The sequence below is a fragment of the Pseudomonas sp. B392_1p genome (assembly GCF_052245235.1).
GTDB lineage: Bacteria > Pseudomonadota > Gammaproteobacteria > Pseudomonadales > Pseudomonadaceae > Serpens > Serpens gallinarum.
The window spans coordinates 109,797-129,032 of record NZ_JBQPXM010000002.1 but is presented as its reverse complement, the minus strand read 5'-3'; the positions used below and the strand labels follow the sequence as shown (position 1 = coordinate 129,032).

Here is a 19,236-nt window from a genome sequence, read left to right as displayed (position 1 = left end):
CATGTGGCTATAAATGTAGGAATAAAAAACGATATGCAATTCCACCTTCTCCCGGGGTTCCTAATCTTCTTAGGCTCATACCTCCCACTTGCGATTATTCTTTCCATTCAGGACATTCCTTCAAGTTGGTGGGCTCGGCCGGTTTGCATGCCAGAGGTAATAGTCAGCGGTACATGCGATTTCAACCCATTCACGAATCCCGGTCTATCCGTAACGTTTCTGGCAGTATCGGCGGCGGCAATTCTTCTTGTATGGTCTTCGCTTCGGAAGATTTCCTATCCGTTCAGTATCGAAGTAAAACGGGCAAAGGCCATTCCGAACGAGATCATTAACTACACCTTTCCTTATGTGGTCTCCTTCATGGGGATTACTTATGGCGATCCTCAGAAGTTACTAGGTTTTGGTGTATTCCTCCTGTGGATGTTCGCGATTACGTACAAGTCGGGTCAAATACTTATGAATCCGCTGCTACTGGTTTTTGGTTGGCGTTTGTACGAAGCAACAATCGTCATAAATGGCGTTGAGAAAGATGTTCGAGTCCTCAAAGCCGGCCCACTAACTCCTGGGCTGGCATCGGCGCAGACCATACAAGAATTCTACGTAATCAAGGGATAAGTATATGCAGGCTACGTTTGCATCATTACGCGCGTTTGACTTTGCCAACAGCACAGTTCACCTGTGGGTCTTCAAAAGGAGTACAACAGCTGCTCGATTCTCCGCCTGGTATGCACAGACAGATGATGCACTTAACGCCATGCTCGTCCGCGTGGTTCTGTCCGAGATGGGCCGGATAACTGAGTTCGCAAACTACACACACTTATCGCAGACAAATGAAAACAGTTGCTTGGCAACCCTCATTCAGGGTAGCGATTTCGAGCATTTAAAAGCACTTGTAGATCGGCCTGAGCCTGATTTTCGGGTCCGCTCGGTTAAGGATCTGAGGAATGCCAGCGGATATTTGGTTAAATTTACTCACAACGGACGTATAGTCTACGCAGTGAAGAGGTCGGCTACCAACTGGAAGGCCTCGTACCTAAAGACTCACATAAATATAGTCTTCAGTAATGGAGAGCTATCTGCTGCAGAGGATAATGGCTTCGTTATTGAGAAGTCTTTTGATTTCTATGCTCATGACGCTGCTGTATTTATTGCAAGCAAGGGTGCGTTTGAATCAGCCATGGAGCATCGCGCCTCATATACACAGGCCTTTGCAGCACTAAAGCTCATGCCAGAATTCTCGAGTCTCTTTACTAACATTCAGCCCCTGGCAAATTATGTCGGGACGAACTCCATTCAAGTCCGGCGCATGGCACGCATTGAGGAGCGGGCTCTGTTCTCTCGTCCAGGGTTTCTTGCTGCGGTTCAACTGGTAAACGGGCGACGTAATTGGGGGTTAAATTTTGATCCCGCCTCCGGATGCATTATCCCTTGCGATCAGACAGTAAGGACAATCATGCAAATTCTTCTAGATCATCGCCTTCTGAGCGAGGTTACGGATTTGATCTATGACGTCCCTGATGCCACACAGTTGTAAATCCTAACAATTCATTCAGGCCGATTTCGCTTCGCGGCGCGGCTTAATTCAAGCTTTACAGAAAAAAAGGGGACAGATTTATTGAAAAATAAATCTTTCCCCTTTAGGTCGGGGCGCTTACTAAAGTATGGAAAAGCAAAACATCCAAGCCGATAAAATTACGAAACCGATCCAACTGCTCGGAGCCTGGCTCGTCGGATTATTAGCAACTGATGCGGCATTTCTATTTACAGCTTCTAGCATGGGGGCTGAATCGTGGCAATCTGGGGCGCTGACGATTGCAGCAATAATAAATGTACCGGTTTTTATTGCTGCTCTTTTCGTACTGCAAACTAAATTTCGACCCGAGCTACAAGAAGACTCTTACTATGCGACCTATCTAAATAATCGAACAAATCAAATAGTGAAAATACCAAAGAAAGAACTCCGCTTTGAAATACTCGAAGACAGAATAAAGCAACTAGAAGAGAGTGCCCGGGAACAACCCATACAATCAAGAAACTCCCTGCTGACAGATCTATCATTTGGCATCAATGTGCATCTGGCAAACAATGCAAAAATCCAAGAAACTCTATTTAACGCAGGGATTCGAGTGGCTAGAGAGTTTGGTTACGGTGCAGATGCGCCAGACCAAATAAAAGTAGCTGTCGTAGCAGGTCTGCCAGAACACATAAAGAACGAAGTGTTTAAGCTTGCAACCTCCCTTGGCATTGATTACTACGCATTCATAGAGCCCTGGGAAGAAATTGATGAAGATGTTTTGTTTGGTGCTTATGGCGAAACAGAAGGCCGAATTATGCACAAATCAGCATAGCAAGTGGTTCAAATCGTTCGTTTCGCTCTCCGGGACGGGCTGAAGCCCGCCCCTTAACCAAACGTTAAACGGTAAAGCATGGAAAGCAGAGCTCGCAGAAAATATGCTTCGATGATGTGGGAGTGCCGCTATCGGGTAAAAACGCTGCGTGACTTCACGTCCGGAAAAACTCACTGCACCTATCTCCAGACCACGATTGAATCGGAAGCCCTTCAGTTGCGGAAATTGCTTGAGCTAATAGCGTTCTCCTCGCTTGTGTCATACCAAGAGGCCTATCGCTCTGTGAGAAGCGATATTGCGAAGGATTGGCACGCAGCGAGGATCTTGCGCAAAATTGAGAGCATTAATCCTGAGTTCTATCCAGTACCAATAGACGGCTTTAATAGGCAAGGCTGGAATAGAGTGCAAGGTGGGTACCTCACGAGAAAGCAGTTCGAACGGTTATACGATAAATGTGGAGCTCTGCTTCACTCCCGGAATCCGTTTTCCAAAGGGAAGAGTTCATTGGCCTTCCATAAAAAAGTGCCTGAATATTTGGGCAGGATTGAGACCCTATTGTCGGAGCATTTGGTAGAGCTTGCTGGATCACGAGAGCTCATTCATGTAATCGCTCCGATGGAAGAAAATGCACCAATCCAGGTCCGGCATTTAGTGCGAGAAACGAACCACGTTTAACAAGTTGCGTAAGGCGCACGGCTTTCAGCCGCCGCTTCGCTCGGCGTTAATCATGGGGATATCAAGGCAGCTTCGCAGCATTCCGCGGCCCACCCCCTCACACCCACCAATCCTCCACCTCCCACCACCCAGGCAGCAGCCCCTTCACCTTGGGCCTGCCAAAGCGATCATCCAGCAAATACACCACGCCATGGTCGTCGGTGGTGCGAATCACCCGGCCGGCGGCCTGCACGACTTTCTGCATCCCCGGGTAGAGGTAGGCGTAGTCGTAGCCGTTGGCCTCGCCGAACATCTCTTGCACGCGGGCTTTGATTTCTTCGTTGACCACGTTGAGCTGGGGCAGGCCGAGGGTGGCGATGAAGGCGCCGATCAGGCGTCTGCCCGGCAGGTCGATGCCTTCGCCGAACGCGCCGCCCAGTACGGCAAAGCCAATACCTTCCGAGTGCTGGGTGAAGCGGTCGAGAAAGGCCTGCCGCTCGCCTTCGTGCATGTTGCGGGTCTGCACGCTGGTGGGGATGTCCGGGTGCAGGACCCTGAACAGCTCGCGCACTTGCTCCAGGTAGGCGTAGCTGCTGAAGAAGGCCAGGTAGTTGCCGGGCTCGCGTTGGTACTGCTCAGCCATCAGTTGGCAAATGGGCGCCAGGCTGCTTTCACGGTGCTGGTAGCGGGTGGACAGATTGCGCACCACGCGAACGCTCAGTTGCTCGGCGGCAAAGGGCGAGGCCACGTCGATCCACTGGGTTTCCTCCGGCAGGCCCAGCAGGTCGCGGTAGTAGTTGGCCGGGCGCAAGGTGGCCGAGAACAGCGTGGTGGTGTGGGCCTCGTCGAAGCGCGCGGCGAGGAAGGGCGCCGGCACCACGTTGCGCAGGCACAGGGTGGTGTCCAGGCTCAGCGCGCTGCTGGTCTGGCGGGTGATGTCGCACAGCGAATGGGGGCCGTAGGCCTCGCTCAGGCGACAGAACAGCATGGCGTCCAGGTAGAACTGCAGCAGGCTGCGGTCGTTGCCGTCGGGCTGCTCGCTCAGGTGGTCGGTGATGGCGGTCACCGCTTTTTGCAGGGCGGCGACGAACAGGTCCGGCACGCTGGGGTAAATCTGGTAGTCGTGCTCCTGCACCCGGTTGAGCTGTTCCCAATGCCGACCCACGCGCTGCAATTCGCTGCGGATGCGCGCCGGCGCGCGGCGGAGCAGGTCGTGGAAGACGGCCTGGTCCAGTTCGGCGCTGTACATGCTGCGCGCGCGGTCGACCAGGTTGTGCGCCTCGTCCACCAGCACGGCGATGCGCCACTCGTTGAGGGTGGTCAGGCTGTAGAGCAGGGCGCCCATGTCGAAGTAGTAGTTGTAATCGCCGACCACCACGTCCGCCCAACGGCACAATTCCTGGCTCAGGTAGTAGGGGCAAATCTGGTGTTCCAGGGCGATGCGGCGCACCTCCTGTTGGGTCAGCCAGCCGTGTTGCAGGGCGGCGTGCCGCGCGGCCGGCAGGCGGTCGTAAAATCCCTTGGCCAGCGGGCAGGACTGCCCATGGCAGCTTTTGTCCGGGTGCTCGCAGGACTTGTCCCGCGCCACGTGCTCCAGCACCCGCAGCGGTGTGGCCCGATCCTCATGGCGCAGGCTGTGCAGCGCGTCCAGGGCCAGGCGGCGGCCGGGTGTTTTTGCGGTGAGGAAGAACAGCCGATCCAGTTCCTGACCGGGCATGGCCTTGAGCTGGGGAAACAGCGTGCCCAGGGTCTTGCCGATGCCCGTGGTGGCCTGGGCCATCAGCGTATGGCCATCGCGGGCGCTGCGATAGACCGCTTCGGCCAGTTGCCGCTGGCCATGGCGAAAGGCGGGAAAGGGGAAGGTCAGGGCGTCCAGATAGTCGTCACGCTTTATACGGTGGGCTTGCTCCTGCTCGGCAAAGCGCAAAAAGCGCAGGCACTGTTGATCGAAGAAGGCTTTCAGGTCAGATGCGCAGTAACGCTCGGTGAAGGCGTGCTCGACCTGGGTCATCACCTCGAAATACACCACGGCCAGTTCCAGTTCCTCCAGCCCGAGCTGCTCGCAGAGCAGCCAGCCGTAGACCTTGACCTGCGCCCAGTGCAGCAGCCGGTGGTTGGCAGGGATGCGGCTGATGTCGCCGCGGTGGGTCTTGATCTCTTCCAGGCGGTTGGCCTCGGGGTCGTACCCGTCAGCGCGGCCGCTGACCAACAGCCCCGGATAGGTGCCACTCAACGGCAGTTCCGCGAGGTAGTGCCCGCCACGCCGGCTGACCACGGTCTGATGCCCGGCGATGCCTTCCTGGGCGGTGGGCGAGGGCGTAAAACGCAGGTCGAGGTCGCCCTCTTTGGCGGTGAATTCGCACAGCGCCCGCACCGCGACCCGATAGCTCATGCCGCTGCCCAGGTCACGTAACACACCTCAACGGCAATGCCCTGTTCGGCGGCGAAGGTCAGCCAGCGTTTCTGGTTGTCCTGCAGGCGATCGCCGGGGCCTTTCACTTCGATCATGCGGTAGCGCCGCTCCTGCGGGTAGAACTGGATCAGGTCGGGCATGCCGGCGCGGTTGGCTTTCAGGTCCTGCAGCAGGCGGGTGAAACAGGCCTGCAGGTGCTGCGGCGGAATGCAGTGCAGGGCCATTTCCAGGAGCGGCTCATCGAGCATCGCCCAGAACACGAAGGGCGACTGGATGCCGTACTTTTCCCGGTAGCGCGCGCGCAGCAGTTGCGGGTAGTCGGGGTGTTCAAGGCGCGCCAGGCACTGCTCGAACAGTGCCTGGCGCCGAGGGTGGAAGTCCGGGCTGTACAGGTCCACCGGGCCGCTGTGGAACGGGTGGAAGAACGCGCCCGGCAGCGGGGCGAAGATGGCGTCCCAGCACAGCAGGCCGAACAGGCTGCAGAGCAGGGAATTTTCCACGTAGAACACTGGCGCCGCGTCCTGATGCAGGTGATCGCGCACGGCGATTTCCACGCTGCTCTCGGCAGGCGCAAGGGCCAGGTCGAGGCGCGCCTCCGCAAGGGTTTTGGGCCGCTTGCTCAGCGGTAAGCCGAGCCGGCGGCGCAGGCGGGTCAGGGCGCGCTCCAGGCGCTGGCTTTCCTCGTCACTGCCGGGCTGTTGGCTGAAGAGTTGGGCGTACTCAAGGGCTTCGGCATTGCGGCCCAGGTTTTCCAGCACGCGAATCTGCCGCCAGCGTGCCTCGCCGTGGCTGCTGTGCCGGTAGAGCGTCAGGGCCTGTTCCAGCTCACCGCAGCGTTCCAGTTGCTGAGCGATCTGGAACAGCAGCCGTGACTGGCGGGTGCGCAGGTGGGGGTTCTGCGAAGAGAAGGCCAGCAACGCCGGCAGTATCGCCTCCACGGCGAGGCCCTCGTCGCAGTGCTGGCGCAGCCCGCGCAGGTGCAGGTAATCCTCAATATCCTGGCGACACTGGAAGCCACGCGAGTGCGGGCTGATGTCCACCGGCTCGTAGCGGTATATGCCCAGGTCGGCCAGCACGAACTCGGACCAGTCCTGGCTCAGGTTGCCGAAAAACATCAGGCGCAGGCGGTCGCAGAGTTCGCCCACCTGCAGGCTCAGCAGTCGATCGTCCAGGGTAGGGCACCAACTGTTGAAGGTCTGTGCCGGCAGGTCATGCGCCTGTAATTGTTCAAGTAGCTCGCTTTTCTTTTGCGTGGCGCGGCGATCCGGCAGTGGCAGGTGGGCGAGCACTTCATCCTTGCGCAACAGCTCGGCCACTTCGGCGGCGCTCAGCAGTGCATGCTCGCTGATCCAGCCAAGCGCCAGCAGCGGACGGGCCGCGGCCAGGCTGTCGCCAATCTCCGCATAGTCGAGTTTGCTCAGGCGAAAGTGACAGCCACGGCGCATGACCATCCGCACCAGCAATGCCTGGGCGGGCAGTGCCAAGGTGTGGAAGCGCTCGATAAAGGCGCGTTCCTCAAGCGTCAGCAGATCGGCATAGCGCTCGCGCACCCAGGCCAGGGCGGTGCGAAAGTTGTCGAGGTAGTAAAACTCGGGGGCAAGCGAGGAGGGCATGGCGCGGCAATCACTGGGTTTTCATACAGGATTGTCCGGCCTGGAGCGGGATTGAGCAACCGCAGGTGACGACGGGGTTGCGAGCGTTATTCGGGCCCGCCCGCTTACTGAGTCGTTCCGGTCCCCTGGCCACTTGCCGGGTCGATGACCTCTCCGCCTTCACTGCCGTGTTCGGTACCAAGGCCCGTGCCTTGTTCCGCGGGGGGAGCTGTTTGGTCATTGCGATCAGGGTCCATCGAGTCGTCCGACCCGCTGGAAGGCTGCTCGTGGCTGGGCGCAGGTGTCGGCTCGGGTGCGCTGCGTTCGCTTTCATCCACATCGCAACCGACCAGCGCCAGGGCAAGCAGAGCCGTAACTAGATAGCCAGACTGCATAATGCTGTCCTCTTGGAAACTGTTGTTCGTGGCAGGCTGCCTTCTCGACGCCCATTACCTTCTGCGCCGTCCGCGCCGCATGAGCGCCACGAGCACGATAAGCAGCACGATGACGCCAACGACCATGGCCACGCGTGCAAACAGAACCAGGTCAGGCGCTGAGGTCTTCCCGGCGCGCAGGTTCTCGACCTGGCCCACCGTGACTTCGGCCTGGGGATTTCCGTAGGTCTGGATCAGGTAATTGGACAGGGTTGCGATCTGCTGATCGGAAAGTTCATGGGCGAAGCCCGGCATGCGGATCTCATGGCCTTCGGACACTCGATGAATTCCCTGGAGGATCACCATCGCCAGGTTGTTGGTCTCAGGCCTTCCGGTCGCGGTGTTTTGATACAGGGCCGGAAGCAGGGTGTCGAAGGTGCCTTCGCCGTGGGCCTGGTGACACGCGGCGCAGTAGCCGTCATAGAGCTGGGCTCCGGTCATCTCGTCAGGGTTTTCAGGCCAGGCGGCGCTGCGTGAGCGGTGGACCGCATTGGCCGCGCTACCCCAGGCGTACACGGGCTTTTCAATGCCCTCTTCAACGACTGCGGGCACCGTCTTGAGATAGACGGCGATCGCTTGCAGGTCCGCGTCGGTCAGGTACTGCAAGCTATGGTCGATTGCTTCCGCCATGGGGCCCGAGGCCTGGCCTTTGGCGATATTGCCGGTTTTCATGTAGCGCACCAGTTCTTCGTTACTCCAGCCGCCGATGCCGCTGTTGACGTCGGAAGTGATGTTTGGCGCGTACCAGACGCTGACTTCGCCACCGGCCAGGTCTTTGGACGACATTTCGGCCATCAGGAAATTGCGTGGCGAGTGACAGGTGCTGCAGTGGGTCAGGCCCTGCGCCAGGTAGGCCCCCCGATTCCATTCAGCGTTCTGGCTGGGGTCGGGCTGGTAGGGCTCGTCATCCAGAAACAATGCATTCCATACAGCCATGGACAGCCGAATGTTGAATGGAAAGGGCAGTTCCGTTGCCGGTGGGCGGGTTTCCACCGGCGCCACGCCGCTCATGAAGTACGCGTACATCGCTTCGATGTCTTCGTCTGTTGTCTTGGCGTATGAGGTATAGGGCATCGCGGGGTAGAGGTATTTGCCGTCAGCGCGAATGCCTTTGCGCACCGCGTCGTCGAACTGCTCCAGGGTGTAGTTGCCGATTCCCGCTGTTTTCGACGAGGTGATATTGGTGGCGATGACATCGCCCAGCGGCGTCGACAGGCGCAATCCGCCGGCAAAGAGCTCTCCGCCTTCGAGGGTGTGACAGGCGACGCAGTCGCCCGCCCTGGCCAGGTACTCACCGCGCTTGACCTGTTCATCGTCAAACGGAGCAGCATGAGCTCCCAGGCTGAGGACCACCGCGATGCTCGCCAGGAGGTGCTGACCAATGCTCTGCTTCGTTCTTTCAATGGTCATGAAAACTTCCTTCACGCTTACGCGATGGGCGCGTCATGGTTAGCAGTCCATGCGCTCGAGGAGCCAGGCAGCATGTGCTCGACGCTTCGCAGCGCCACGGCCACGGCAGCCAGCGTCGAATTGCACGTGCCCGCAGTCGGCAATACACCCGTGCCGACCAGATACAGGTTTTCGTGGTCGTGGGCGCGTCCGTACTGGTCACACACGGACGTATGCGGGTCGCTGCCCATGGTTAGCGTCCCGCAGATGTGCTGGTTGTTGGCGAAATAATCATCCTTGGTATACCGAAGGTTACTGCCGCCCATCAATTCTGCGATCCGGGCGAAATCCGCCTTGCCGGCGATGGCGCCACCACGGGTGTAGTCGTCAATCCTGTAGTGGGCCTGCGGTTTCGGGATGCCCAGGGCGTCTTTCTGATCGCTCAGGCTGATGCGGTTTTCCGGGTTGGGCAGCACTTCCAGCACGGTCTTGACGTTCATTTCATGGGCGGCGCTATAGCGCAGGCGCTTTTCGAACTCGGGCCCATAGACGCCTTCCAGCAGGAGCCGTTGAGTGGTGCTGTCGACGCGTGAAATGTTGGTGAAATCCAGCCGGTATGCGGAATATTCCGAACGGAACGGGCCGTCGCGCAGGGTATTGATCGAGCTTGGGCTCTGCGGTCCGCGCCCAAGCCAGACCTCTTCATCGGCATCGAAGGTCAGTGACGTGCTCGGATGGTCCATCAGGTTGCGGCCCACCATTCCCGAGCTGTTTGCCACTCCGTTGGGGTATTTATCACTGGTGGAGAGCAGCAAGAGCTTGGGACTTTCGATGCCGTTGGCGGCAACGATGAATGTTTTGCCCGTAACGCGGTGGGAAGTCTTGTCCGGATCGTAGTAATGCGCGGCCACGATTCGGTCCTGGGCATCATGTTCGAGTTGATAGACCACGGCATTGGCAATCAGCTTGGCGCCAGCCGCTTCGGCGGCGTCCACAGACAGCCCTCCGTGGTACTGCGCATCCACCGGGCAGATCGGCTGACAGTTGTTGCTGCCGCAGCAGGCGGGGCGGCCGTCGAAGGTGCGGCTGTTGCGTGCAACGGTATTGCCCACCACGGGGTAGACGCCAGCCAGGCGTTCGCGCAAGCGGCGCATCGCGTAGGGTTCGGCCACGGGCTCCAGTGGGAACGGCTTGCTACGAGGCGATTCCGGATGCTCTTCCAGAGAGCCGGCGACCCCCATGATTTCCTCGGCTTCCTGATAGAAGGGCTCGAGCTCGTCATAACTGAACGGCCAATCCACGCCCACGCCGTAAAGGCTTTGCATGAGCATGTCATTGGGGACATAGCGCCAGGCATGCGCAGCCCAGTGCCAGGTGGTGCCGCCCACCATGCGGATGTATTCGGCGGGATACGGATACGGCCCGGCCTGGACCAGGTAACCATTATCCTTGGGCGCATACACCGGGTGGGGCGCCCAGGGCGAGAACGGATACGGCGACATCCAGTCGCTTCGGCGCGTCGAATTACGGAAATTGGCCACCAGTTGGGCGCGACCCACGCGAGGGCCGGCTTCCAAAATCAGCACCGAGGCGCCGCGCCTGGCCAACTTGAGAGCGGTCAGCGCACCGCAAATACCGGAGCCAATCACAACGAAATCAGCAGACAACTCTTCGGACACGTGGCGACCCTCTCAAACCGGTTTACTGGCCCAACTGCCATACGCGCCATAGCAATAGCTGGGCGCCTTTAGCACATCGCTGACGATCACTGCATTCAAGGCGTTTTCATACGCGAGGCAACGCACCTGCCCACCGTCGCTCACGACGCCGAGAAACCAGGCCGTGGCAATTTTGCGCGGCACTGGCGCGAGCGAGGGATAGTCGCTTTCGAGTACCGCCTGCAGTTGGAGGGGATCGATCTGGCGATCGTTGATCAACTTCAACAGTTCGCTGGTTGCCGCTGGAAAATTGGGGTCCGCCTCGGTCAGCGCATCGAAGAGAGTCGCCGAGAGCTCAGCGTCCAGGGACTGGCGACCGGCGATGATTGCCGAAACGGCCATGAAGGCGCCGCGCTCGGCGTCCGGGGCAGTTTGTGCGACGGCCCAAGGAATCAGGGATGCCGTATAGAGGGTGAGCATGCCCATCAGCAGGCCCCGGCGCGACGGATCTTCGGGGGCGTGAGGTGAGAGGCTGACGACTTTTTTTCTTACCAAGGACATGGCAATACCAGAGTCAGATCAGTCCGGCTTTAGCGTCGAGGCCGATAACGAAGGAGTGTTTGTTATAGGCCAGCACGAATTCGTAGAGTTCAGAGTCGCTCCACATTTTCCCCGTGAGGCACGACTAGGATCCGTGGACATTTGCAGCGAGCCGCGTAGTGGCTCCATTGCGCTAGCAAGGCGACACCCGCTCCCGGCGGGCTTGTCGTAGCCTATGGATTGCTCGTCCTGCTTTCTCTGAAGATTGGCGCCACCCGGCTGCACCGGTTCGGTTAACCCGCAGTAGCGCTCTGGCGGTTTATCGATTGGTTGCGCCTATCGGAGGCTGGGTGAGGGGGCATGCTGCGTTTGACCTAAAGCGGCCCCGTCGCATTAGGCAAAAATACGGCCTGGGTTTTTCGGGCCCGAAACATAATTCGTTCCCTTTTCTCTCTCTTCCTCAAGTTCCGGCCTGACGAACCTGATTTTCCAGTTCGGTCTTGAGGGCCGGATCGAGCCTGAGCTGCTTGGCCAGCTCATCAAGATAGGCGCGTTCCATGAAGTGCTCTTCATCCACGAGCATGACGCTGGCGATGTACATTTCGGCCGCCATTTCCGGAGTGCTGGCGGCGCGCGCGACATCGGCCGGGTCGAGGGGCTTGTTCAGTTCGGCGTGCAGCCACTGTTGCAGTTCCTGATCGTTGTCGAGCTTGACGAACTCGCCCTCGATCAGCGCTTTTTCGCGCTCGTCCACATGCCCATCGGCCTTGGCCGCCGCCACCAGCGCCTTGAGGATTGCTTGGCTGTGCAGTTCGACTTGGGCCGGCGGCAATCGATCAAGGGTTTGCGGCTCGCCTTGTGGCGCGCTGCCCTGCTGGGCTTGCCAGTTGCCGTAGGCCTTGTAAGCAATCACGCCGAGGGCCGCCAGGCCGCCGTAGGTCAAGGCCTTGCCACCGAACTTGCGCGCCTTCTTGTTACCGAGCAGCAGGCCCATTGCGCCCGCCGCCACGGCACCGCCGCCCGCGCCAGAAAGCAGGCTGCCCAGATTCCCGCCGCCCGCACCGCCTAACATCCCACCCAACCCGCCAGTGGCGACGGGTTTGCCGGTGGTGTTCTTGCTGCCCTGTTTCTGCAGCAGATCCTGGCCAGATCTGAGCAACTGGTCGAGTAAACCTCGGGTGTTCATCTGAGCGTCCTCAATAAGTAAATAACGGCTGCAGGGTAAAGCTTGCCTTGCGCCTCGATGTGGCGCATTTGCATCCGGATGTTGCATTTTACGAACGCACTGCACGAGTAAACGGGATGCGGAGTGCTGATATCCCGGCGGGGAGCGCGACTGCCCAGCAGCACGCTCCAAAAACGCAGGGTGCGGCATGCCTCGATTACGCTCGCACCCGTCGCGCGGCTCAGGTCGTGCGGGGCAGCACGGTGAGGACGCGCACGATGAAGGCGTGCAACTCGGTCATGTAGTTGCGCAGGAACTCCCGAGTACTCTCGTTGGTAACCTCGCCGTCGGCCGTGATCAGCCCTTCCTTGAAGTGGATGTAGGCCTCAACGGTGTTCATCAGTGGCGAGTTGCAATAGCACAGCACGCCACGCAATTGGCTCTGGGCCACCGCAGTGCCAATAGCCCCAGGTGACGTGCCGATCACGCCGGAGGGTTTGTGCGCCAAGGAGTTTTGGCCCCATGGACGGCTGGCCCAGTCGATCGCGTTTTTTAGGCCGCCGGGGATCGAACGGTTGAACTCAGGGGTGACGAACAGGAGAGCATCGCAGTCGGCGATGGCCTGCTTGAAGGTCCGGGCCACTGGAGGGTAGTCGGCATCATAGTCTTGGCTGTAGACAGGCAGATCCTTGATCGGGATCTCGACGAGTTGCAATTCGGGGGGTGCCAATCGAGTCAGTGCCTGGGCAAGCCGACGGTTGATCGACGTCGAAGACAGGCTGCCAACAAAATACCCAACCTTGTAACTGGCCATATTCGTTTCCTCCTAAGTGAGATTTCCCGTGGATCCTTGGCCTTTGACCCAACTCCTGGCAAGAACGCGCAGGCATGTCGTCGGCCAATGATGCCGGCCGGCGTTGTGCCGCAATAAGGCTGGTGGGTTAGCGGTTGATGCCGCCTTGCATGCCGGAGCGCTTGTCAGCGGGCGGAGGCCCGGATTCGCTTACGGGTAGGACACGGTTTCCACCCAATTGGCACCTTTACCCGAAGGCGCGTTGCCGGCGCGGGTGAGCGTACCTTTCTCGTGATCGATGGCGTAGACCCCGATCTCATCGCTCTTCTCGCCGGTCACGAGGAGCCATTTACCACTCGGATCGACCGCGATGCCCCGTGGTTGCTTCTCGACTGCAATGTTTTGCAGGTAGGTCAGCGTACCGGTCTGGCCGTCGACGGCAAAGACGCTGACGCTGCTGCCGGTGCGTTCGCTCGTATAGAGGAAACGGCCGTTGGGCGTGAGGCGAATGTCCGCACACCAGATCAGGTTGTCCGGCAGCGTTGGCGCAGGCTGACCGGGCTTGGCGGCAGGCCGCGGTTGGCCGTGCACCAGGCCGGCGCTGGCTGGAACCGATTGCACGCTGGCGACTTCGGTCAGGGCGCCGGTGGTCTGATCGATCGAGTAGCTGGTGACGGTGCCGGCCATTTCGCCGAGCAGGTACAGGAAGCGGTTGTCCGTGGAGATCACGGCATGGCGTGGGCCGGCGTTTTTCGGCAATTTGACCGAACTGCTCTGGGTCAGCCGGCCCGTTTTTTCGTCGAATGTGAACACCAGAAGCTGGTCAGAGCCCAGGTTCGTGGCGTAAGCAAAGCGGTTGCTGTGGTCGACGATGATGGCGTGGGCGTTGAGCCCAGTCTCAACCACTTGCTGCGAACCGTCCTGAACCATGCCCTGGGCGTCAATCGCGTTGACCATGACCTGATTGTTGCCGTAGGAGGCACCCAGCAGATAGTGGCCGGTGCGGTCGACGGAAATGTAGGCCTGACTGTCTGCCACGGCGGCCTTGCTCAGCAGTTTGAGCGAGCCATCCGCCGGATCCACGACAAACGTTGCGACACTGAAGGGCTCCGAGCGGATGGAGGCATACAGCTTGCGATGATCCGGACTGAGTGCCAGGGGCATCACGTTGTCACCGGCTTGTGTGGACGTGAGTAGGGTCAGAGTGCCGTTATCGGCCAGGCGATAGCTGCCGATTGTGCCATCGACGGCGTTGGACACAAAGGCGTAGGTCTGGGCCTGTAACAGCGGGCTGGCGAGGGCCATTGCAGCGGATAGCGAGAGGGCCTTCAGGGTGTTGAGCGGGGTCATGTTGTGCCTCCACTCCGGTGCGACGGGGCGCGACCGGCATTGGCTGGGTGAGGAGCTTTTTTGACCGTCCGCCACTCTGTTCTGCTTAATGCGCCAGCCGCTGTTGCCCAGCCTAAACGGACGAATATGGTCGGTTCCTCATCGCTCAGGCAATGCTTTGCTCCTCTTTGTGTCGATGCAGCCAGCATTCACCCAGCGCCAGCAGAAGAAAGCTGGCGTCTGGCACGCCATGGCTGCTGACCCACCAGCCATCCCTGCAACCCAGCCTATCGACTCTCCAGCGTCGCAATCCGATTGATGCCGATGATTTGGTTGCTCCAGATCATTTCGTAATGTCCGGTCTGAATGATCGAGGTAACGGGTCGGGGCGTCATCAATGCCCAGCAAATGTTGCCGGGGGAGCGGACCGAGTTGTAGCGCAAGCCCGGGCAGCCGGTTCGTTTCAATTCATGTCCCCATTGGCGCGAATGGCTGTAATCCTCGGGCGCGTAGATGGGGTCGGTCAGCGGCACTGCAGTGGCGTCTTTCATGCCGGTATCGGTGAAGCGGCACGTGAGCCCGCGAAAGGTAAAGCGTTCGTAGCTGAGCCCTGGCACGTTCGACCAGTAGCGCGCCTGGTGGTAGCGCACTTCGGCGATCGCGGTGCCCATGCTGTCGGCCAGGTAGAGCACGCCAAAACTGCCATCGCTAAAACGCGAGCCCTCAGGGTTCACATGGGTGAAGGGCGCCGTGGCATAGGCGCAGCCGGTAATACCGAAAGGAATCTCATCGCGGGCCACCAGCTCCAGCCGGCCGATTTCGTTCTGCAGGCGAGGATTGGTCAGGGACTGGAGCTGGAAGAGCGCCTCGAAGTCCTTGGCGTCGGCCACATCATCGAACAGGGCGATGGGGGGAAACTTGGAGTTGACCAACCGGTAGGCCCGGAGGTTCTCGCCAGTTGAAATGGCCAGGCTGCCAAGCCTTACCACTGGGCGCCCCGCAGCGCGTCGATGCGCCGAAAGGTCTCGTACAGGGAGATCATGTCGCCCTGGGCCATGATGTCGAGCGGCGTGCGGCCATTGAAGAACGCGTTGTGGTTCTCCATCGCGGGGAAGCCGTAAACATTTTCGGGGTTGTCGAAAATCAGGCGAAGCGCGGCGTGGATGTTCAGCACCATGCTGATGCGTTGCAATTGATCGGCGTCCAGCGCTACGGACCAGGCCGGGTCCTGTTGCCGGGCGCGGGTGTAAGTGCTACGTGAGATGCGCAGGATGCGGCAGGCCTGTTCGGACGAAGCCTGCCACTTGTCGAGGATATTCAGCGCCGCCCGCAGACCTGCTACGCATTGCTCCCGTGAAAAGTCTCGGGCTGGAGCAGCGGTTGCCAGGGTTCCCATAGCAAAAGCTCCTTTGCTTGATTCTGTAGACTCAATACTAGCTAGGTTGCGTCTATAGATCAAAGTGGGTTGGAGTAAATGCACCTGTCGACAGCTGAAATCGATAACAGGTTAGGCTGTCACAGCTGTCATGAACGTCCACTGGCTAACGTTTTATAGTCCGAGCCGTTAGCTTTCAACGGAGGCACAACATGAACCAGTTCACCGGGGGCTGCCTGTGCGGCAATGTTCGACTGGTGGCGTCGGGACGCCCTTACCGGGTTGGCCTTTGTCACTGTCTCGACTGCCGCAAGCACCATGGCGCGCTGTTCAACGCGTGCGCGGTATTTCCTCAGGATGCGGTGACGGTCGAGGGCGAAACGCGCGATTACGGCGGACGGTTTTTCTGTCCCCGCTGCGGCTCGTCCGTGTTCGCCCGCACCGCAGACGAAATCGAAGTGCAACTAGGTGCTTTGGATGCCCCTGACCAACTGACGCCCACCTACGAATGCTGGACCCTCCGCCGCGAGTCCTGGTTACCGGCGTTTCCGCTCGCCAGACGTTACGAGCGTGATCGTGATGACGCGAGTAGGTTTGAGGGGTAAGGCGCCGGACGCAGCTTAAAAACGTTGCATGGTGTTGAGCGCAGCGATACCCATTGTCGTAGTTGGCATTGACAGGTATCGGCGCAATGCCACGAGGTAAATCGTCACCCTCTGTGCGCCTCAACCCATCCTACGGCTGAGCGGTGTACCGGTGGGAGATGCGTTGGGCCACGCCGGGGCGGCTGTTCAGTCTTTCCTTCCCAGCGTCTCAAGCATGTGCGCGGCCAGCGCCTCCTGTCCGCGCTCCCGCAGGTTTTCCGCCGCGCCGCGACTATCCCGCTCCTCCCTGTTCTGGCTGATTTTCGATTTGCCGGTGAGGCGGGTGATTTCGATCTCGATTCCGACGATGGCGGCGAGCATCTGGTCGATGTGGTCGCGGCTGGAGTCGGACATTTTCCACGGCCTGAGAGGTTCGGCCTGGGCTTCGTGGGTGCGGGTCAGGCGCCCGACGACGCCGCGGACGAATTTCTCATCGTCGCGAATGCGCAGGCGACCATGGGCATGGACGACACGGTAGTTCCAGGTGGGCACCTGGCGGTGCAGTTCGTGTTTGCTCGGGTACCAGTTGGGCGAGACATAGGCCTGCTCCGCGCGGAAGATGACCAGCACCTCGCTGCCATCGGCGATGTCCTGCCACAGCGGGTTGGCGCGGGCGACGTGGGCGATGAGTGTGCCCTGCGGGCCCTGCGCCGGGGCGAGTTCGAAGGGCAGGTGATTGGCATCCAGGCCCTCGGGACCGAGGACAACCAGCGCGCCGAGGGAGTAGTCCCGAATCAGTTGGTGCAGCGCTTCCGTGCGGTTTTCTGCGAAGTGGGCGGGGACGTACATGACGGCAGGCTCGTGATGGCAGGAATGCCATCGAGTGTGCCACTGGCGGGTGACTTACAGGAACCGGGTGCCGCAAAAAAGAGCGCTTCCACTGGCCTGCCATGGGCAGGCCAGTGGCGCGAATTTTACAGTTTGAAGCGGCGAATCTGCGCTTGCAGCGTGGCGCCCAGACGCGCCAGCTCATGGCTGGCGGCAGCGGTCTGTTCGCTGGCGGTGGCGGTCTGGTCGGAAATGTCGCGCACGCGCACGACGCCGTGGCTGATTTCGTTGGCCACGCTGGCTTGCTGCTCGGCTGCGGTGGCGATCTGCTGGTTCATGGCCTGCATGTTGGACACCATCTGGGCAATGGTAGCCAACGAGGTACCGGTGTTCTGACCCAATTCTACGGTGCGATCAGTCAATTCGCGGCTGCTTTGCATGGTCTGTACGGCCGCCTGGGTACCGGCCTGCAAGCCAGCGATCAGGCTTTCGATTTCCTGGGTGGACTGTTGGGTGCGCTGGGCCAGGCCACGCACTTCGTCCGCAACCACGGCGAAACCGCGTCCGGCTTCGCCGGCGCGGGCGGCCTCGATGGCGGCGTTCAGAGCCAGCAGGTTGGTCTGTTCGGCAACGTTCTTGATCACATCCAGCACGCTGCCAATCTTCTCGCTTTCCTGCTGCAGGTGGTTCATCGCCGCCATGGAGCGACCGACCTGTTCGGCCAAAGTGTGGATTTGCGTCAGGGTTTGCTCAGCAAGCCGGTTGGCTGCAAGTGCCTCGCGGTCGGCGTTGTCGGCGGCATGCGATGCCTGTTCGGCATTGCTGGCCACGTCCTGCACGGTGGCGGTCATTTCCTGCATGCCCTGGCTGGCCTGAGCGGTCTCCGCCATCTGGCGCTTGGCGCCTTCACTGGTTTGCAGGGTAACGGCGGACAGCTCTTCGGCGGCGCTGGCAATCTGATTTGTGCTGTTGCCGATGTTGCCAATCAGCTCACGCAGGCTGTCGCGCATCGCGGCGACGCGCTGTTCCAGCAGGCCGAATTCGTCGCCGCGCCGGCTCACGGGGCGCACGCCGAGGTCGCCGCCGGCAATCCGGTCGGCCGTTGCCAGGGCCTCTTGCAGGGGCTGGACGATCTGGCCGGTGATGATGCGTGCCACCAACAGGCCCAGCAGGATCGCGCCCAGGGCGGTAAACAGAATGGTCAGTTTGGCGAAGCGGGTCTCATCCAGGCGCTGTTCAAGCAATGCTTCGTACAAGGTGCGACCGGTGGCGAACAGGTTGTCTTTCGCGACGCGCAGGTCCTCCATGGCTTTGTCTTCGTGGGTAAAGGCGGCGGCACTGCCCTGGTAGGCAGTCTGGTAGGCGCGCAGCGCGTCACGGGCAGTAACCAGGAGAGGTTCCTGATGGTTGAAGTACGCCGAGCGGTTGTCGAGTCGAGTCAGTACGGTCTGCATCGTGGCCAGACCTTGCCTCTGCAGGTCGTGGTTATCTCGCTGGAGCTCAAAACGCATCAGGGTTTGCCGGCCCAGCAACATGTCGCTGTGCATGCCCATCAGCTCGCGGGTGAGTTCGAGGGTGAGCTCAAGCGGGAAAGGGTTGTTGTCGATGAGGTTGCGGTCCAGTTTGTGGAACACTTCCAGCACCTGGCCGCCGGACCGGCCCTGTTGGGATGTGTGCTGGATGCGGGATTGCAGCGCATCGTCCAATTGTTTGAACGCTGCGCCGTACTGCTCGCTCAGTGCCAACAGGCGGTTGGCCACGGCAACATGCTCAGGGGCATCGAGCTGGTTGCGCATCGCCATCTGTTCAGCCTGCAGGCGTTGCAGTTGTTTTTCCGCAGTCTTGCGATCAGCCTCCCTGATGCCGTGCCGGTAGGTCTGGACGGTAAAAGCCAGCTCCTGGGTGAGTCGCTCGAGAAGCGCGATTTGACCAAATTGATCGGCACTCTTGGAGAGCCGGTCCAGCGACAGCCAGGCCGTAATGGCAATCAGGGTGGTGAGGGCCAACACAAGGGCGAAGCCGATGGTCAGCTTGCCGGTGACCTTGATATGGGTGAAGAACGCAAATGCGCGACCGTCATTCATGTGTGCGGATGCTCGAAGCAGGTGAATAAAAGGTGCAATTCCATTGCGGT

Annotated in this window: 17 protein-coding genes; 4 read left to right on the top strand and 13 right to left on the bottom strand. The window is 59.8% G+C overall.

The features are described 5' to 3' along the window. The first annotated feature begins 33 nt into the window (after positions 1–33). From ACTV8E_RS02870 to ACTV8E_RS02860, 3 genes are all read left to right on the top strand, one after another. Entirely contained in the window at positions 34–615 is a 582-nt protein-coding gene (locus tag ACTV8E_RS02870; RefSeq protein ID WP_443198416.1) for a hypothetical protein, read from the top strand. A gap of 4 nt (positions 616–619) precedes the next feature. Continuing rightward, the gene (locus tag ACTV8E_RS02865) at positions 620–1,534 is read left to right on the top strand and encodes a DUF4868 domain-containing protein (protein ID WP_443198415.1); all 915 of its coding nucleotides are present in this window, start codon (positions 620–622) and stop codon (positions 1,532–1,534) included. A gap of 127 nt (positions 1,535–1,661) precedes the next feature. Next, a complete protein-coding gene (locus ACTV8E_RS02860; protein ID WP_443198414.1) occupies positions 1,662–2,348 on the top strand; it encodes a hypothetical protein in 687 nt (228 codons plus the stop codon). A 772-nt stretch (positions 2,349–3,120) separates the two neighbouring features. Here ACTV8E_RS02860 and ACTV8E_RS02855 read toward each other — a convergent pair. The 11 genes from ACTV8E_RS02855 to ACTV8E_RS02805 form a co-directional block, all read right to left on the bottom strand. After that, on the bottom strand, positions 3,121–5,394 hold the full coding sequence (locus ACTV8E_RS02855) for an ATP-dependent DNA helicase (protein WP_443198413.1): 2,274 nt from the start codon (positions 5,392–5,394) through the stop codon (positions 3,121–3,123). Continuing rightward, complete coding sequence (locus ACTV8E_RS02850) at positions 5,391–7,028, bottom strand: VRR-NUC domain-containing protein (RefSeq protein WP_443198412.1); 1,638 nt, start codon at positions 7,026–7,028, stop codon at positions 5,391–5,393. The genes ACTV8E_RS02855 and ACTV8E_RS02850 overlap by 4 nt, the downstream gene beginning before the upstream one ends. A 104-nt stretch (positions 7,029–7,132) precedes the next feature. Further along, positions 7,133–7,402, bottom strand: coding sequence for a hypothetical protein (locus ACTV8E_RS02845; RefSeq protein ID WP_443198411.1), 270 nt, complete (start codon positions 7,400–7,402; stop codon positions 7,133–7,135). Between the two features lie 54 nt (positions 7,403–7,456). Beyond that, positions 7,457–8,851 carry a c-type cytochrome gene (locus ACTV8E_RS02840; RefSeq protein ID WP_443198410.1) on the bottom strand — a complete coding sequence of 465 codons (1,395 nt, stop codon included), beginning with the start codon at positions 8,849–8,851 and terminating at the stop codon, positions 7,457–7,459. Positions 8,852–8,868: 17 nt separating this feature from the next. Beyond that, complete coding sequence (locus ACTV8E_RS02835) at positions 8,869–10,509, bottom strand: GMC family oxidoreductase (protein ID WP_443198409.1); 1,641 nt, start codon at positions 10,507–10,509, stop codon at positions 8,869–8,871. Positions 10,510–10,521: 12 nt separating this feature from the next. Further along, on the bottom strand, positions 10,522–11,049 hold the full coding sequence (locus ACTV8E_RS02830; RefSeq protein WP_443198408.1) for a sugar dehydrogenase complex small subunit: 528 nt from the start codon (positions 11,047–11,049) through the stop codon (positions 10,522–10,524). A gap of 439 nt (positions 11,050–11,488) precedes the next feature. Beyond that, positions 11,489–12,214: a tellurite resistance TerB family protein gene (locus ACTV8E_RS02825; protein ID WP_443198407.1), complete on the bottom strand. Its 726-nt coding sequence runs from the start codon at positions 12,212–12,214 to the stop codon at positions 11,489–11,491. Positions 12,215–12,434: 220 nt separating this feature from the next. Continuing rightward, a complete protein-coding gene (locus ACTV8E_RS02820) occupies positions 12,435–13,007 on the bottom strand; it encodes an NADPH-dependent FMN reductase (protein WP_251837201.1) in 573 nt (190 codons plus the stop codon). Positions 13,008–13,196: 189 nt separating this feature from the next. Then, positions 13,197–14,336 carry a lactonase family protein gene (locus tag ACTV8E_RS02815; RefSeq protein ID WP_443198406.1) on the bottom strand — a complete coding sequence of 380 codons (1,140 nt, stop codon included), beginning with the start codon at positions 14,334–14,336 and terminating at the stop codon, positions 13,197–13,199. 266 nt (positions 14,337–14,602) lie between these two features. Next, positions 14,603–15,304 carry an RES family NAD+ phosphorylase gene (locus tag ACTV8E_RS02810; protein ID WP_443198405.1) on the bottom strand — a complete coding sequence of 234 codons (702 nt, stop codon included), beginning with the start codon at positions 15,302–15,304 and terminating at the stop codon, positions 14,603–14,605. Then, entirely contained in the window at positions 15,298–15,711 is a 414-nt protein-coding gene (locus tag ACTV8E_RS02805) for an antitoxin Xre-like helix-turn-helix domain-containing protein (RefSeq protein ID WP_251837204.1), read from the bottom strand. The genes ACTV8E_RS02810 and ACTV8E_RS02805 overlap by 7 nt, the downstream gene beginning before the upstream one ends. Positions 15,712–15,902: 191 nt before the next feature. On the opposite strand from ACTV8E_RS02805, the gene ACTV8E_RS02800 reads away from it, so the two are divergent. Continuing rightward, a complete protein-coding gene (locus ACTV8E_RS02800) occupies positions 15,903–16,295 on the top strand; it encodes a GFA family protein (RefSeq protein ID WP_443198404.1) in 393 nt (130 codons plus the stop codon). A 186-nt stretch (positions 16,296–16,481) separates the two neighbouring features. Here the strand turns inward: ACTV8E_RS02800 and ACTV8E_RS02795 are convergent, their stop codons facing one another. Both ACTV8E_RS02795 and ACTV8E_RS02790 read right to left on the bottom strand, forming a co-directional pair. Further along, complete coding sequence (locus ACTV8E_RS02795; protein WP_443198403.1) at positions 16,482–17,123, bottom strand: FMN-binding negative transcriptional regulator; 642 nt, start codon at positions 17,121–17,123, stop codon at positions 16,482–16,484. A 125-nt stretch (positions 17,124–17,248) separates the two neighbouring features. After that, complete coding sequence (locus ACTV8E_RS02790; RefSeq protein WP_443198402.1) at positions 17,249–19,186, bottom strand: methyl-accepting chemotaxis protein; 1,938 nt, start codon at positions 19,184–19,186, stop codon at positions 17,249–17,251. Positions 19,187–19,236: the final 50 nt, after the last annotated feature.